Origin of the sequence: Thermococcus sp. AM4 (assembly GCF_000151205.2) — an archaeon.
Taxonomy (GTDB): Archaea; Methanobacteriota_B; Thermococci; order Thermococcales; family Thermococcaceae; genus Thermococcus.
The window spans coordinates 1,034,385-1,052,529 of record NC_016051.1; the positions used below are offsets into that span (position 1 = coordinate 1,034,385).

The 18,145-nt window shown below is 58.1% G+C and carries 4 protein-coding genes; 1 reads left to right on the forward strand and 3 read right to left on the reverse strand.

The window, feature by feature from the left end:
* Window positions 1–31 precede the first annotated feature (31 nt).
* The gene (locus TAM4_RS05615; protein WP_014122281.1) at window positions 32–12,910 is read right to left on the reverse strand and encodes a right-handed parallel beta-helix repeat-containing protein; all 12,879 of its coding nucleotides are present in this window, start codon (window positions 12,908–12,910) and stop codon (window positions 32–34) included.
* 258 nt (window positions 12,911–13,168) lie between these two features.
* Here TAM4_RS05615 and TAM4_RS05620 point away from each other — a divergent pair, with 258 nt between their 5' ends.
* Window positions 13,169–14,257, forward strand: coding sequence for a VIT1/CCC1 transporter family protein (locus tag TAM4_RS05620; RefSeq protein ID WP_014122282.1), 1,089 nt, complete (start codon window positions 13,169–13,171; stop codon window positions 14,255–14,257).
* Window positions 14,258–14,311: 54 nt separating this feature from the next.
* On the opposite strand, the gene rbcL is transcribed toward TAM4_RS05620, so the two are convergent.
* A complete protein-coding gene (gene rbcL / locus TAM4_RS05625; RefSeq protein WP_014122283.1) occupies window positions 14,312–15,646 on the reverse strand; it encodes a type III ribulose-bisphosphate carboxylase in 1,335 nt (444 codons plus the stop codon).
* 125 nt (window positions 15,647–15,771) lie between these two features.
* Window positions 15,772–18,099 (reverse strand): alpha-amylase family glycosyl hydrolase, encoded by a 2,328-nt coding sequence (locus TAM4_RS05630; protein ID WP_237702061.1) that lies wholly within the window; start codon window positions 18,097–18,099, stop codon window positions 15,772–15,774.
* Window positions 18,100–18,145: the final 46 nt, after the last annotated feature.

Here is an 18,145-nt window from a genome sequence, read left to right on the forward strand (position 1 = left end):
AGAAGCAAAGATCGACCCGCACCCAATTTTCTCACCTCCTGCGCAGATAAACCAGTAGGAGCAGCACGGCCGCAAGGGCCAACAGAGCGTAGTAGGGCAATTTGATGCCACTTCCCCCTTCGGGAGTACCGGGAACGGTTTCAGTCTGACTTTCGGTTGGGGTTGGCGTTTCCGTTGGTGTCTCGTTTTCCTCCACGCTGAGCTTTTTGGCAACAACAAAGACCGAGAGCGCAGGTACCCTGACGTGGTAGTGGAGGTACTCCCCATCCCCGTACTCTAAAACGGGCCGGTACTCAGTCCAGCCGTAGCCGTGGCGAAGGAGGACAACATCTCCCGGGCTGACGTTGTTGTTCTCAAACCACCTCCTCGGCACCCTGAAGTAGAGGGTAACGTTGTTAACGCTCCAGTTCGAGGGATGGGTGACGTTGAACGTCGAGTACACGAGATAGCCCTCCACTCTCCCTCCAGGGTTCTGGGACACTGCTACTACACCCTTCAGCTTCCCCTCTGAGACGAGGGAAATCATCTGAAGATCCGTGTCGAACTCGAGCACGATGAATCCTGAGCTATCCACGAGGGTGCCCGCGACTTTCTTAGTAACGATGGGCGGTGTTACCGTCTCAACCGTGAAGGTCCTGGACTCACTGAGGTTTCCGATGAGGCACGTGACCTCAAGCGTGTGGTTTCCTGGCGCGACGGCGTCCGTCGGAACGAAGATGCCCCGTCCGGTTTTTCCGTCTAACCTCCACTCGATCGCACACGCCGCGGGGGCGGTTACGGTTATCGCATCCCCGAGTCTGAGCTTCAGCGGTGCCGCGTTGAGTTCCAGGTTTTCAACCCTGCCCCTCACAACCGTGATAAAGTCGTTTGAGGTTCCCACGGAGGCATTTCCGGTTACGTTTACCTCGGTTGAGTTCAGGGGAACGAAGGAGGGCCTAATCTCGATGAAGTTCCCGTAGCGACCGACGCGGGTCACGTTGGCGAGGGTGAGGCTCGCGTTCGTGAAGATGCTTACGCTAACCTTATCCTCCGTGGGGTAGGCGTTGAGGATTCCAGTGGCAAAGATGACTACCCTACCCCAGTCCATCGAGACGTTCCAGCGAGGCTTCCCCGCAAAATAGCCAGAGAGGAGCGTCCCGACCATGCCCTCCTCACGGAGCGCAGCCAAGAGCCTGTTCGCGCTATCCGCCGTTGGCCTCATGGTTATCGTCACGTTCCCGAGCATCTCCCCAATTCTAACGCCCTCAACTCTGGTGCTCATCCATAGCAGGGTTCCGTTGAAGAGCGATGCTATCGGAAGGCTCTCTGTTGAAACCAGGTAGCTGGCGTTGTAAACGTCCACATCGCCCAGGGAGAGCGAGACCCTGCCAACGCCCGTCCCAACGGCTCCGCCTCCTAAGAGGGTCACGTTTGAGTCTTCCGGATGCACCGTGAAGTTACCCGGAGGATCGAGGACGTATATCGTTTTGGTTCCTGGAACCGGGGCAAGGGCCAGGTAGGTAACGAACTGGGACATATCAAAGGTGTAGACGACGATGGCAGCGACGCCCTTTCCGACCTTGTTCTTGTAGGCCTCCTGCTCCTCCGGGGTCAGGCCCTTATAGTAGCTCGTCTTCTTCAGCTCATCGAGGACCGCCTCCTTGGCGGCCTCCTTCAGGGCCTTCTTCAGTGCCGCGGTGCCTATCGCCTCGCTTCCGCTGACTATCGCCTCCGGGTTCTGTGTTATCGCGCCCTTCATGACCTTTCCGAGGTTGTAGTAGAGGTTCGCATTGCTCACCTCTATTATCGTCTCCAAGAGGAGGAGCTGAAGGTCCTCATCGAGGGCTATCGCCTTCACGAACTTCCCGAGGACCCGGGCCTGCTCGGCGGCGGGCAGTTCGTTGAGGTTCTCCAGGCTGTTGTAGTACTCCCTGTCCATTCCGTAGTTCTTCTCAAGCCGGGCGAAGGTGTCTATGCCAACGGGCGCTATAACCGTCTCGTTGCTTGACAGGAGCTCGGCATCGACCTCGCTCCTCCTGGGACTGGCGTTTATGGACTCGAAGCTCTCGGAATCCGTCTGGAAGTCTATGGTCTCGGCTAGGTTCACAACCTTGAGCACGGTGTGTGCGAGGGCAAGGGTAAGCGTATCAGCGGGAACGTCGATTCCAAGCACCCCGAGGACGGCGTTCAGTGTGGAGGCGAACAGCTTGAGGTAGCTTCCGACCGTCGAGGGCTTGAAACCCACTATGATCCTGTAGTGGGGTACCGTCCTCTGGGGCTCGCGGCTGTCCCCGGCTATCGCCCTCATCGTGAAGCCCGGAGGTATGAAGTGGTACCACCTGAAGCCCTCACCCGGACCGTAGGAGCCCTGGACGAAGTAGTCGTAGTACACGTTCCCGTTGGTGTTGTGCATGGTAACGTACGTCTTTTCGTTCTTGACGGCAACAATCCTGACGTCCACGGGGTTCATACGCACAGTCAGGGGCACGAACGTCTTGTTCAGAGCCTTTACGGGCCTCTTTTTGTAGTTCAGGCTGGGGGTAGAGTAGTCCCTCCCATTTTCGTCGGAGTAGTAGAAGTCGGCGCTGATGAGATAATCGCCGGTGAAATTGACTGGGGGTATCATGATCGGGGGCAGATCCGGCCACCAGTCTATGAAGACATCCATTCCAGTCTTCTCAACCCCAACGGGGGCGCTTCCGAGCAGGTGGAACGAATCGGGATCCGTGTCCCACAGGCTGGATGAATCGTTGAATATCTCAACGGTGTTCATGCGGAGTGTCTTCTTTCCCGGATACTTCTCTGGGATGTGTTCCTTGACACTTATCCACCTCACGTTGGCGTCGGTGTCACCAACGTTCTCGTAGCCCATGTCAAAGTGGTGGCTCTCAGCGGCCTCGACGACGTCGTCGCCGTCACCGTCGTAGGGGGGATCGTGGTGGCAGGACTGGGGATAACCCCTACAGTACTTCCGGGAATACGAATACATGCTGTATCCCGTTATCTTGAAGACCGGGCCGAGGGTGAATCCCACCGTAACCGGTACCTCCGCCCTCAGCACGTTGTCGGAGTCATAAAGTCTGACCCAGGCCGTGAACCTGCCAAAGCTCGGGAGTTCATCGGGCAGAACGTCCCACGTCAGGGTTTCCCAGTTGTACTCCACTATCGGAAGGGAGAACCTGAGGGACAGCGAACCGTTGGGGGGAATGTATGCTAAGGCCTCAACATTACCGGTGTGCCTCTCCACGTACTCCGGCAGGTCGAGCACGAGCCTTGCGCTCCCGTTTATCAGGCCGGTGTTCTTGAGCACGACTGTGACGTTGGCGAACCTGTCCCGGTTTGGCCAGCTCTTCAAGAAGCCCTCTTCCACGGGTATGTACTTGATCCGGTAGAGGCTGTAGATGTTCGTGGCGTTGGTGGCGCTCACGTTCTCTATCACGATCTCGGCGTTGGCAAAGTACACCCTCACGGCACTCGTCAGGTTTTTGCCCGTGGAATCGACCGCAGTAAACCTCAGCGTTCCCCAGCCCGTCAGGTTCATCCCGACCGTGTCTAAGAGAACATAGCCGTCGTAGGTGTCCGAGTCAACGTTCACCTCAGCAATCGTCTCAACGCTCCCGTTCATGTCCAGGGAGTAGCGCACCTGGGACAGGCCCTCCCTCGATACCGCCCTTCCGGCGAGGGTCACGACGCCTTTGACCGAGCCTTTTTCGAGGGGATGCACGTTCAACGAGGCCGAAAGCAGGCTGGAACCCCAGTCAGCACCCACGGAGGTCGAGTTGCGGAGGATGACGGGCTTCCAGTTCAGGGCGAGAATGTCGTAATCGTCCCTCACCTCACCGTCGCGCGTGTACATAAAACCATCGGGGTAGCTGAGCACCATCCTCGGCTCGGTCCCTCCCCAGTCAATGAAGCGGAACACGGGTGAAAAGCGGCCCTCGATGAGCACGTCCCTGTAGTTTACCAGCGAGTCGAACTCCATGCCCGGCATCATCGTGGAGTTGAGGAGCAGGCCGAGGTCGTTGTTCTGGATCAGGCTCTTAGTAAGGCTCAGATAACCGGGACCGGCTCCACCGCTGAAGCGAACACCGAGGGAGTTCCCCAGTACGGTGTCGTGGGTTATTGAGAGCCGGTTCCCCCTTGCGTAGGCCGTTCCTCCGGTGTTCACGTCTATTCCAACGTCGTTTCCGTAGATCACGTTGTTCTCTATCATTCCCGTGACGTTGTGAGTCACCACGCCGATCCCGTTGTCCCTGATGTAGGAGTCCCTGATGAGAATTCTCGCGCTCTGAAGGCTTATCCCAACGTTGTTGTCGTAGATCTCGCTCCCGGTCACGTTGACCTCACTGGCCCCCATTATTCCGTACTCGAAGCCGTGAACTCTGGAGTTCTCGACCGAGATCGCACCGTAGTCAGTCATCCCAAGCCCGGTACCGCTCCCGTTGCCCTCCAACTCGCTGTTGATCAGCTCAATCCTTCCCACACAGTCCACAGTACCCTGGACCTTTGAGTCGGAGACGGTTACCCACGAGAGGTAGTCGAAGCTCAGTCTGCCGTGGACATCATCCCGGGCGAAGATCGCCCTCGTTCCGTAGCCGCCCACGTCCCCGTTCAGAACGCTGTCGGTTACCGCTGAGAGGCCGCTTTCGAGCCTTAAGGATGCCCTGAAAGCCCCGAGGTTCGAATAGGGGTAACCTGAGGGGAGGATTACGCGAACTGCTATGAGGTTCCTGCCCGGCATTAGGTAAGGGGCAACGTCAGCGCTCCCCGAGTGCGGCAGGACGCGAAGGCCGAGCAGGCCAAAGGACAGGTGCCCGACCTTCCTGTCGTGGACGACCCGGCGACCGTTCACGTACACATCGACCCTTCCGAAGGCCGAGTACTTGAGAATCGCCTTGGCCGGGAGCTCATCCACGCTGAAGGTTCTCTTCAGATAGAGGGTCCTGAACGTTCCGACGGCTGTGCCCGAACCCCACCCGCTCGGAGCGGTTGATGAGCGGGCGAAGAAGGGACCGTCACCCGGGATCATGCCAGTGCTATCCGGGGAGTAATACCAATCCCCCGAGGGGTACATCGTGCTGTAATACCACCCGGCCGTGGCGCCAAAGGCGGACGTTTCCACCGGCGGGCTGAGGGATTCCTCCCCCGTGTTGAGGCTCAGCTCGCCGTTGATTACGCTTCCCCTGATCAGAAGCCACCGGGAGTCCGTTACGAGAGAGGAGTTCTCAAGCCTCGAGTTGAATATCACTATGTGGGCGTTTCCCCCGGGGGAGTAACCCTCAACGTCCACGTTCCGCAGAACGCTTGCGTCTTCATCAGAGGGGTTCGTGGCCGGGATTCCGTCCTCGTCCTCCACACGAAGAGTTCCGCTTCCGTAAGCGACTATATTGCCCCCATCGACGGTGTAATCAACGATCGAGAGAACGCCCTTTATCTCAGCGTGAACGTTTCTCAGTGAGCCCTCCCTGAGCGACGCCTTCCTTCCCCTGCTCACCAGAACCTCAAGGTAGTCGAGATCACCCCTGACGTCCCCACTGAGGTTGCTGTCCTGGAGCGAGAGCGTGGCAAGTTTCCTGACCAGAACGCCCCTCCCGGCCACGCTGGAGTTCCGGAACGTCAGGATCTTCCCTCCCGCGTTCACAAGCACCGCGTAGCCGCTCTTGGGTTCTATCGAGGAGCTCTCAAAGGCCGCACTTCCACCGTTGATGATCACGGTTCCACCGATCACGGTGAGGTTCGTGAAAACACCCTCCCCCGGCAGGTAGCCGAAGCCTGCGTCGATGAAAAGGGCCGCGTCCCTCGGGTTTTCCACGAGGATGTTCCTGAAGGCCACGTTTCTTCCGTTGTCGTCCACCAAATGAATTCCGTAGTCGCAGTCCTGAAGGGTGACGTTCTCGATGGTCCCCCCGTCCATACCGGTAAGGGCGATTCCGCTTCCGCCGGTCACCACCGTGTTGGTCACCTTCCCTGATCCGAGGATGGAAAGGCCCCCGTTTACGATGCTGGAGTCTATTTTAAGCTCCGTAAACTCGAAGCTGAACTCGCCGTAGAGAACCGAGTTCGAGACGAGAGCTGTGCCCTCGACAAAGCTGCCCGCCCCGCTGTTTTCAAGGGTCGAACCCCTCATCTCAAGCCTTCCCAGACCTCCCGAGAACCCGCTCGCGTTCCCGATCAGGGAACCATCGAAGGCCCTCATCACCCCGTTCAGCCGAACGCTCCCGCCGAGGTGAATCCTGCAGCCCCTAAGGGTCAGGTTTCCCGTGTCGGTCACAATAAGGCCGCCGTTAACGCTGAACTCGTGTCCGATGCACTCCTCCGTGTCGTTCACTATCCAATCGCCCTCGCGCGGGGGCCCGACGAAAACCCTCTCGGTGGTTTCGGCGGTAAGGCCGCATCCGCTCACAGCCTTGACTGCTACTGTGTTCTCTCCCCGCTCGAGGAAGCTTGTCAGGTTCACAGTGCCGTTGAACTCCACCCAGGGGCCGCCGTTGATTGAGTAGTAGAGTCCCCTCAGGGGCACTCCGTTGACTACCTCCGCGGACATCACGACATCATCGTCCCGGTAATAAACGTCCCCGACTTCTACCGAGAGATCAGGGCTCTCCGCCTTTCTGCAGGCAACGAGTGTTCCCTCTGCCTTTATCTCCCCGCCGCAGTAGTCGGTGGCGGTTACCTCGATGACAACGGGCTCACCCTCCTCAGCCCCCTTCAGAACCGCATCCCTTATATCCCACAGATCAACGAGGAAGCGGCCTTCTATCACGTAGAGCCTCTCAACCTTTCCGAAGGGTCCGGCAACGTCTTTGTGACCAGTGATCTCGATCTCCGGCTCAAAGGTTCTCTCTACCTCCATCCCCCTGATCGAGGCGCGGTAGGTGTAGACCCTCGCGAGGGCACTCGTCACGAAGGTGAAGTTCACTGGGAAGCGCAGGGAGCTCACCTCTCCCGGTGGATGCAGTTCGAGGCTGGTTTTCTTGCCAAAGCACGTTCCCTCCACCGAGAAGGTCCTCACCGGCATGGAGACACCGCGGCGGTAAACGTCCACCGCGAAAACCGAGAAGCTGTATTCCCCTCCCGGAACGACCTCCACCTTTGCCCTGCAGGAGTTTTCCAAAACCTCCATTTCCACCGGCTCGCCGTTCCAGAGGAGGCGGCACTCTGTTAGGGGAACGCTTGAGAATACGTCCACGGTGACCTCATGAACATCGCCCGGGAGGATCGTTCCGTTCTCGGGCGTTGAACCGGTGTAGTTGAGCGCGAACTCGGGCAGCGGAACCGTGAAGGCAACTTCAACAGGACTCCCGCCGTTTCCGTATCTATCAAAGGTCCTCGCGTACAGGACGTGTCTTCCATGGCCAAGCCTCATCGAGAACCGCATCTCCCCACCGGGTTCCCCGGTCAGGTTGGCCACGAGGGACGAGTTCCAGTCAAGAACCCGCTCTCCCCTTTCGTTCTCCATCTCCTTAGGGTCAAGGTAAAGCTCAACCCTCTGGAAGTCGTCGTCCCGCGGGTTCAGCCAAGTTACCACGAACCCGGAACTGTTGGTCGTGACCTTCAGCTCACCAACCGGCGCCGGAGGAGTTGTATCAACGACCCTAACGGCGAGCGTTAGCTCAACGCGATTCAGGGCGGCGTCGTAAATGACCACTTTATAGACGTCAGTTCCCACATCGTTAGTTCTGACCGGGAATTCAAAGGGAACACCGCTCCGATAGCTTCCCCCACGCACGGGAGGCTCCAGAAGGCCCGGCTTTGGATTCAGGTAAACCCTGTAACTCATAGGATGTGCGTCGGTGACGTTGAACTCGAAGAACGCGGTGGAGAGCCTCTCCGCCCTGAAGATCATCCCCCCAAGGCGGCTCATGTTAACGGCGCGCGTCCACTGGATTAGCGGGGGCGTTGAGTCAACCTCAACGGTTCTGACATCGCTAACGCCGGTGTTGTTCCCGAGGTCGGTTCCGTAAACCCTGAAGGAGTAACTGCCGTCAGCGTGGCAGAGTTCACCGGTAAAGGCCCAGTGCCTGCCCGACCCGCTCATCGTGACGTTTACACCGTTGAACTCGAGCAGGGCTTCGCTCAGTTCTTCGCTCGCGTTTACAGCGATGGTCATCGTACACGAACCTACGAGGGATGAATCCGCAGGCGTCGGCGAAACGAAGGAAAGAACCGGCGGTGTCGTATCGATGGTGAAAGTTCTGCGTTCCGTCTCGTTAAGGTTTCCCCCGGCGTCCCATGCCTCAACGTAAAACCGGTACATGCCATCCGGCAGGAACACCGACGCGCTCCACTCCGTTCCGGATCCCGTCATCTCGTAGCCGGTTCCGTTTATAACGAGGATCGCCCTCGATAGATTTTCGCTTGAACTCAGCTTGAACTCCACGAGGTTCCTGTTCAGGATTGAGCCGTTCTCGGGGGTGGGGGAAAGAAGAACAAGCCTCGGAGGCGTCGTGTCCCTCACATGAATCCGCACGGTTGCCTCGTTCTCCCATCCAAAGGTGTCGTTTGCCCATACCTTGTACTCCACGATCCCGGGTTCAACTGCCCGAAACTCCATCCTCAAGGTTGTGTTGGTGGAGTAGCCGTCTTCCACCTGCAGAACACCGTCCCGGTAAATCCTATAGGCATCCGGATGGACGTCGTACAGGCTCACGTTCAGAGTTACCAGAGAACCCTCGCTCACGGCGGTGGGACACTCTATGGCAATCTCCGGCGGGTTTCCGTCCGACTCAAAGGTCAGTCCTTTGCTCACTGTCTTCCGCCCAGTCAGGTCCATGCCGTAAACCCTTAGGGAGTGATGGCCGTCCGTAAGCGATACGTTCAGGCTCCAGTTTTTCCCGGAACCGAGCATCGTGTGATTAACGCCGTCAAGCTCCAGCACCGCCAGAGAGAGTTCACCGCTCGCCCTCGCCCTGACCATCACCCAGCTTCCCTTTATCTTTGAGCCGTTCCCGGGCTCTAAGACAACGATCTCGGGCAGGCTTTCCAGCTTCATTACGCGCACCAGCCACCAGTGTTCCGCAACGCCGTTCCCATTTTCAGCCCTCACGCTGACGTTCCAGAGGCCTGGAATCAGGCTGGAGTTCTCGTACGTGGACTCGCTGGTTTCCTCATTGAGGACGACGGTCCCATTAACGGCCCAGCTGACGTTCGCGATCCTGTTGAGGGTTATAGAAAACGACGCCGTTTCGTTCTCCCTCAGCTCCACTTCCCTCTCCTCCGGCGAAAACGAGAGTATCCTCAGTCTCTCCTCCACCCTGAAGCACATTTGAGGCGTTCTGTTCTCGTTTCCGAAGGAATCCCTCGCACGAATGTACCAGCAGAAGACCTTTCCGGCGAAGTTTTCATCCGTGGTTATCGTCCCGTTGCTCCAGCCATCGGCGATCTGGAGCGGGCTTTCCGTCCACGTGAACTCTCCATCAACGAGGGTCGCGTTCGTAACCAGAACCGCCCCCTCAAGGTGGGCATCGGTCCACTTCGCAAAGACCTCGGCTTTATCACCGACTATCACCTCGTCCTCAGCCTGACCGTACTCCAAGAATTCAGGGGCCGTTGCGTCTATTTCTACAGCCCTCTCTTCCGTGGAGCCATTAATTCCCCCTGCAGAGCCGTAGACGCGGAAGGTGTAGGTACCGTCGGTTAGGTTTTCCATCAGGGCCCACCAGTTCCGTCCAGAACCTTCCATGCTCTTGTTGACGCCGTTCCACTCGAGGGTAACCCTGCTGAGGTCGAGCGAGGAGGTAACGTTGATGATGATCTTCCTCACGTTGAGCCTTGCCCCGTTCTCGGGGGTGGGCCTGACAAAGGTAATCGTGAGGTTTGGTCTGGGATAGACGTACCACGCCCAGAACTGGCTTGCCGAACCGTTTGAGTTCACGACAACGGCCCTGAGGCCGTGTTCTCCCTCACCCACGTCGGAGTTCTTGTAGGTAGATGTCTCAACGTTCTTCTCCGTCTTCACGATACTTCCATCGAGGTACCAGGTGACGTTTACGATCTGGTTCGCGGTTACGGAGAACTCGACCGTATCGCCGACGTAGCTCTCAACGGGACTCTCCGGGGAGTATGAGACTATTTCCAGGGGTGCGTAAACCCTGAAGCACCCCATCGGCGTCGTGTTCACGTGCCCGAGAACGTCCTCGCCGGTTATCCTCCAGCAGTAGAGGCCCGGCTCGAGGCCGTCCGTGGAGATCGTGAAGTTACTCCAGCCATCAGCGCCCTCAAAGCTCACATCCCCTGAGTTATCCCACGAGCCCGATACATTCGTGTAAAGAACGGCCCCAGAGAGGTGTGGATCTTTCCAGAGGGCGTGAACGTGTACCTCCCTACCGGGGGGAACGCCCATCTCATCCTGACCAACGTTCGAATACTCCGGAGCCTTGGTATCAACTTCGAAACTCCTCTCCTCGCTCGTCCCGTTATTACCGGCAGTGTCCATGCCGTGAACTCTGAATGTGTGTGAGCCATCAGAAACGCTCATCCGGTAATACCAGCCCCTCCCCGAGCCGAGCATAGTATGGTTCTCTCCGTCAAACTCAAGAACAGCCCGCGAGAGGTTTTCGCTCGACGTTACGTTTATCACGACGGTTGAGTTTCCAAGCAGAGAGCCGTTCCCGGGCGTTGGATCAACGAAGCTTATGACCGGAGGAGTAACGTCGGTTTTCTCCAAGGCGAGCGGTGCAAAGATACCGGGTCCGGTTAAGTTCGCCTCGACGAGGTTCCTGCTGGCGTCGAGACGATGCCCGCTCGTTCCATCGAGCGTCCAGCCCTCAGTGAAGCGCCAAATCCTGAGGCTGTCTTCCACGAGGCCATCGAGAGAAGAATCCTCGTAATAGACGCCCAGGTAAAGCCAGCTGTCCACGTCTATCTCCAGGTACTCCCCAATGTCGCCGTATCCATCCGGCGGCGCAGGGCGGTTCTCCGGAGAAACCGCTCTCACGAGACAGTTCTCGGGGCAGGTAATCTCGGTTGGAACTTCGTTTATCCTGTTCCCACTCAGCGAGCCCTTGAACTCTCCAACAACGTTTATCGCCCACGCTCTGGACTCGTTCGGGTTCGTTGTCAGTTCGTTGCCCTCAATGGAGGAATCGCCCGCGAGGTAAAGGTAGAGGGCGTATCCGGAGTTCTCGCTAACTCCCCCGATGGAGACGGTGTTGTTGGAAACGCGTGCTGAAGTGTAGAACACCTCTATCCCGTCCGCGCTGTCGCCTAAAACCTCAACAGCGTTGCCGTAAACGTCGCTTGGTGTTTCCCCCTCGTACAGGTATATCCCCACTCCCTGAAAGCCCGAAACACTGACCTCGCTGTCCCTGACGACGTTGTTCCCGCCGTAGCTGAGGTATATCCCGTAATGCTCGCTCTCCTCCGTCTCCGCAATTCTGACCGTGACGTTTTCAACGGTGCAGTTCACGCCGCCGTCCACCCAGATGCCGATGTTCGATAGGGCGGTGGTAACGTTGAAGCCCCTCACCGTAACGTTGTCCGAGCTCACGTAGAAGACGGGTTTCATTCCCTTCTCCACTCCCGAGCCATCACCGCTGACCACCGCACCTTCAGCAGTTTCCACTGTAAGGGGCTTGCTGATCTTCACGCTCTCACCGTATCTGCCGGCGAGGACCACGACCCTGCCACCCTTGACCGCGTTCTTCAGGCCATCCTCAAGCGGCGTCTCGCTGGGGTTGAAGCTTCCTCCCTCGTACCACCAGCCGCTCTCGTTTACGTAGACGGTTTGAGATGGAACCTGGGTCGTTGCCGTGTCGTTCACCCAGGTGGTGTTCACGTTTCCCGAGTGATCCCTCGTGAGAATTCCAATCGTGTGCGTTTCCCCGGGGGAAAGTCCATCCAGCAGCCATTCGCCCTCGTCCGTCTCGCCCCGGAATTTTCCGTCGATGTACACCAGGGCGGTATCGAAGTCTTCGTCCCGGGGATTGTCCCACGTCCAGCGGATGTAGTCCACGCCCACCTCATGGGAGAGGTTTTCAACGGTCCCGGGGGGAGTATCGTCCTCCTCGCTCGCGTTCACGTAGAAGCTCACCCTCGATTCCGCCAGCTCGTCGCCGGCAATGGCGTAAACCACGAGCCGGTTTTCACCGCCCTGAGCAGTTATGGTCGTGTTCGGCTTGAACGTGACGTTTTCCCCGCCGTTGAGGGAGTACCTCCACTCCTGAACGGGTTTGTTGGCGGTAACGTTCAGGTCTATCGTGTACGTACTGTAAACCCTCTCCTCCGGCGAGAGGATGGCTATCTCAAGGTTCTCTTCCGTCGGTGTATAGCCGTATTCAACCGCTATATCATCGAAGTACAGGTGGGAATCAACCGGGGTATCGTCCCAGCCCCCTATTACGAGCTGGAAGTGTGTGACGCCCTTCATCCCCGCCGTGTACACGGTTTTCACGAGCACGCCGCCCTCCCAGTACTCAAAGCGGTCCTCGTACAGAACCACCCTGAAATCGATGTAATCCCTCGGAATCGTCCGGTAGTCGGTTATCGAGCCCTCCGGTCTGTCGTAAGCTATCTTGTCCGACGGCCAGCTGACGTAGCGAACGCCCACGTAGTTCCCGGAGTCGGCATCGTAGATTCTAAGCCACATCTCTGCCGTCCCAGGATCGGTGAACTTCCACCTTCCCGAGAACACCACGTAGCTCCAGTTGCCCACCGTGATCACGGAACTCCTTAAGAAGGCGTGCTCGGTGGCGTAGTTCCCGGTCCTGCCCCCGTGGGTAACGAACTGGGCCTCCCCGTTTGCCTCGAGGTACCTGTTTCCATCGCCAGCGACCTCCTCGGTCCACTTATCCGTGTCGAGAACGTTGTCGTTGAAGTCGTCCTGGAAAACGTACGTATCCTGGGCCTGAACGGGGCGGGGAAAAGCCACGAAACCCACGTTTAGGTAGGAGCCGATTAAAAGATAGAGCAGAAAGAGCGTGCGCTTTTTCACGTGGATCACCCCCAACGCAAGAAGAGCCGGGCTGCACAGACACGGAAGCGTTATTAGAACGAGTTATTAGAGCCCACAGTCCGGGCTCCCCTTACGTTCATGTTCAAAGTTAGTCCTTCAAAGTATAATAATTTTTTGGTTCAATACTGAAATGTTGGAAAAGCTACAATAGGCGCTTCCTGGGCAATTACGACCAGTGAGGTATATCCCTGCCGGAACGTTTTTCTGATCCCGAGACGAGATCTGAGGGGTGAGAGGATGGAGGAGATCGAGCTCGCGAGGAAGTTTTACGCGGACGAGTACCAGGACTCGGTTCTCTATTCGAGCCTCGCGAAAGTGGAGAAGGACGAGAGGTTGAGGAACGAGTTCCTGAGGCTTTCGAACATAGAGGCGAAGCACGCCAAGTTCTGGCACGATTTCCTCAGGAGGAGAAACGCTGAAGTTCCGAGGGTCAGGGTTGGACGCCTTAAGATAACGTCCGTAAGGCTGCTCCGGAAACTCCTCGGTCCCGGCGCCGTCGCATCGCTCCTCGAGATGGGGGAGAACTCGGCCATCGAGAAGTACTACCGCTTTCTAACGAGCTTCGATTTAAGCGAGGAGGAGAGGATCGAGCTGTCGAAGGTTATCCTCGATGAGCTGGAACACGAGCACTTCTTCGCCGAGACCAAAAGGCGCTTCCATGCGGAGAACGTCAGGGACTTAGTCCTCGGGATGAACGATGGCCTGGTGGAGCTCCTCGGGGCCGTTACGGGGCTTTCGGCCGTCTACGTGAACTCTCCGAGGGTTGTAGGTATAAGCGGCCTCATCGTCGGCGTCGCAGGGGCCCTCTCTATGGCAATAGGGGCCTTCATATCCGTTAGATCCCAGAGGCAGGTCAACGAGAGCGTGAGAAGGCGCATGGAGGTTCTCTTCAAGGTGTCCCCCGAGCGGGCGAAGGAGGAGCTCTTCGAAAAGCTGACCGAAGTCGGAATACCCGAGGACGTCGCGGGGGAGGTGGCCGAGAGGCTCTCCTCCAACCACGACGCAATAATGAGGCTCCTCGTGGGGGAAGGGGGTGAAGAAAACGAGGTTCGGTCTGCGGTCTACACCGGACTGGCGTACCTGCTCGGTGTTCTCTTTCCGGTACTCCCGTACTTCTTGGCCCCGTCTTCCCTCGTGGCACTTCCAATCTCGATAGGCCTCGCCGGGGCCGCGCTCGCGGTGGTCGCGACTCTAATAGCCCTCCTCTCGGGCATCTCCCTGAAGACCAAGATAGCCGAGATGGTCTCGACAGGGCTTGGAGCGGCCTTCCTGAGCTACCTCTTCGGAAGGCTCATGGAGAACCTGTTCCACGTCTCGGCCCTCTGATTCCCTTTTTTGAAATACAGAAGAAAACGGAGAAAGAGCGAAAAGAGGCAACGATCAGACCGGCGTGACGTGGCCCCACTTCTCGAGGGCGCGAGCGAGCTCCTTGTGGGTCTTGGCGTACTCGTCGAGCGGGATTCCCTGCATTATGGCGTCGATGGCCTGTCTTACCGCCCTCGCTCCCGCTCCCGGTCCGTCCGGGTGGCCGAGGGTTCCACCGCCGAGCTGTAAAACAATGTCCTTTCCGAGGGCCTCTATGACCGGCTCGATGTTGCCCGGGTGGAGACCGCCTGAGCTGGTCGGGAAGGCTGGCTTCATGCCGTAGAACTTCTGCTCGAGGTGGAAGACGTCGTTCTCGTCCGGGGTGTAGGTTTCCTCCCTGAGAATCCTCGCGTTCTGGATGACGTCCCATTTTCCACCCTCGAGCTTTCCGGCGCCGGCGGTTCCAACGTGGAGCTGGTCAATTCCTATAATCCTGTAGAGCTTGGCCAGGACGAACATCGAGATGCCGTGGTACTTGTTCCTCGTGAAGGCCGCGTGCATCGCCCTGTGGCCGTGAATGGCCAGCCCGTAGTCGGCCGCCAGGTCGCGGATGTACTCGAGCGCTCCCCAGCCGGTTATGACGACGTCAACCATCGCGTGCTTGAGTCCGAGGTCTGCCAGAATCTCAAGGCGCCTCTCCATCTCGCGAACGTCTGCGGTGATGTTGGCGAACCAGGTCTTCTTCTCGCCGGTCTCGTTCTCGACCTTGTCGATGACCCTCGCCACTATCTCCGCCCTCTCGTCGAAGCGGTTGTACCAGGGGCTCGTGAGGTTCTCGTCGTCCTTCATGTAGTCCGCACCGTTGGAGAGGAGCTCGTAGGCTAGCTTTTCAAACTCCTCCGGCGAGTAGCCTACCTTGGGCTTGGGGACGACGCCGTAGAGGGGTCTGTCATAGATTTCGAGCATCTTCCTGACGCCCTCGATACCGAAGGCCGGCCCGTTGAAGTTCCTGAGGACTATCTCGGGAATGTAGAGGTCCTCAAGGCGAAGACCCTTAACGCGCTTCATTCCGAAGACGTTTCCGGCTATACTCGCGAGAAGGCCCGGTAAATTCCACTCCTCGAAGGCGTGGAACGGGTAGGCGATCCTGACGATCCAGCTTCCGTCGCCCATGTCGATGAAGTCGTAGGCCTTAGCTGAAAGGTCGGCCCAGCGCTCCTGCTCGTACCAGGGGTAAAGGGTCGTCCAGGTTCCGGTCGAGCTCTCGGCGGCGACTGCACCTGCGGCCGCCTCGATGGTGTATCCCTCAGCAGGGGTAACGCGGAAAACCGCTATTATGTCCCTCTTCTTGTTCGGCTCGTAGCCCTTGTCCACGTAGTAGTCGTATATCTTGTCGAACTTCTCAACCATTTCCAACCACCTCAACGGATTTTTCTCCCTTCCGGCTATTAAGCCTTCCGGCAAGGGGCAAAAAACTTGGAAAGCTGGGTTTATTAAGCTTTCGCCCCAGATCTGGGCAGAGAAAAGAAAAGGGGTCAGCCCCTGCGGAGAACGATCAGGCTCACGGGCGGGACGTCAAGGCTGTTGCTGTAGCTCCCGCTCCCGGGCCACACCTCCTCCCACGTTCCAGGGGGAAGGGGTATCTCCGCCCGTGCCTCCCCGTTGTTGGCCACAACGAGAACCTCGTTCCCGTGTCCGCGGAAAAATGCAATTACGCCGTCTTTCGCCATGTAAAAGCTTATCTTGCTGCTGGTCAGGGCGGGGACGCTCTCCCTTAGCTTTCCAAGGCTCCTGTAGTGCTCAACGAGGCTGGTGTTGCACTCGTCCCACTGGAGTGGATAGCGCTGCTCGTCGTAGTGGTTTTTGTCCCCCAGAAAGCCGCACTCGTCGCCCTGGAACGTCACAGGCATGCCCGGCAGCGTGTAGAGCAGGGCGGAGAGGAGCTTGAGCCTTTTAACGGCTTCGGGCTTTGGCTCCTCTCCAAGTTCCCCGCCGCCGAGATCGGTCAGGGCCCTCGACGTGTCGTGGGAATCGACGAGGTTGAAGCCCATGGCAACCACGTTTTCACCGTACGAGGCGTAGTACTTCCCGAGCAGGTTGAGGGCCGTTTTTCCGCTGAGGGTTCCCCGGGCGTAGGGCAGGAGGATGTCCCTTCCGAGGGCGTAGTTCATGAGGGAGTCGAATTTATCTCCCCTAACCCACTCGGGCGAGAGCGTCCAGATCTCCCCTACGAGGTAGGCGTCGGGATGCCTCTCCTTGATCCTCTCCCTGAACTCGCGGAAGAACTCGTCGGCGTTCACGAGGTCCGCGGGGGTGTCCACTCTGATCCCGTCGAAGCCGAAGTCGAGCCACTTCATTGCCGCGCCAAAGAGGTAATCCTTCACCTCGGGGTTCGTCGTGTTCAGCTTTGGAAGGCTTCCCAGCCCCCACCAGCCCTCGTAGGCGCTCCCGTCACCGAGCTTGAAGGGCCAGCGCTTTATGAAGTACCAGTGCCAGTAGGGGCTCTTCCTGCCGTTTTTCCACACGTCAAGGAACTGCTCCGCCCCGATTCCGCTGTGATCCGGCACGAAGTCAAAGATCACCCTTATACCCCTCCTGTGGGCCTCGGTGAGGAAGAGCTTGAGCTCGGCCTCGGTTCCGAACTTCGGATCAACCCGGTAGTAGTCGTAGGTGTCGTAGCCGTGAACGCTGCCCGAGAGAAAGATCGGGTTCAGGTAGATGAGCTTCACTCCAAGGGAGCTGAGGTAATCGAGTTTCTCAGTTATGCCCGCTATGTCCCCTCCGAAGTACTGGTGGCAGCAGTGAAGCGGCGTTATCGGATCGCTCCAGTTGGAGAGGATCGGCTTTTCGTTCGTCATCTGGTTGTAGATCAGCTCGTCGTGGTCGAGTGCGAGGGCATCGTTGCTCCGGTTGCCGTTGAAGAACCTGTCCGGGAAGATCTGGTAGCCAATGGCCCTGCTGACCCACTCGAGCTGGGGGAAGCGGTTCGTGCCGTCGAAGTGGAAGTACTTGGCTTTGGAGCTGTTGAGGACCACGAACTCGGTTCCGTTCACATCGAGCACGAAGTGGTAGTCGAAGGCCCTCACAGGAAGCTCGGCGCGCCAGACCTCACCGGAATCCCACCAGACCTGCTTCTCCATCGTGAAGTTCCCGATGGTAGTTACCAGAACCGCCGAATCAACCAGCCCGGGATCGACCTCGAAGCGCACCACGGTTCTGTTGTCGGCTATTGAGAGGTACGCCGGATCGAGGGGATTGTGCTCGATCTTCAGCGCCGATTCGCCCTTTACCACCTTTATCGCGTTCTTCCCGCCGTAGCCGTCATCGACGTAGCCATCTGCCGTTGGATCTGCCTTGGACATGTCCTCTATCCAGTGGCCGTCGACGTAGAACTTGTACTCGTAGGTTCCCGGCTTGAGGCAGATCCTGAGGTACCACTTCCCGTCCGGCTTTTTGTGCATCAGCCACTGGCTCCAGCCGTTGAAAGTGCCCCTGAGGCTGACCATCTTCACCGTCTTGTTTCCCGGGTCATAGACGAACTCCACCGGAACCTTGCCCGGCGGACAGGAACCGGAGGAACCCGAGAGGTAGATGACCCTGTACTCGCGGGCCGGAGTGGGGGTCGTTGTCGCGGTCGCTGTGGATTCAGTGGTAGTTGTGGTTGTGATTGATGTTGTTGAGGTTGTAGTTGTTGAGTACTGCGTGGAGGTCGTTGATTCAGTCGTCGTGGAGGGGACCGCCGTGGTGGACGATTGGCTAATTGGACTCGAACTCGTTTTCGAGGTTCCTCCACCGAGACAGCCGGCGGCGAGAACCCCGCCGATCAGGAGAAGGAGGAGCGCGAGGGCAACCTTTCTACCCACATGTATCACCTGGAGTGAGTAAAGGAAAGGGTATATTAGGGTTTTG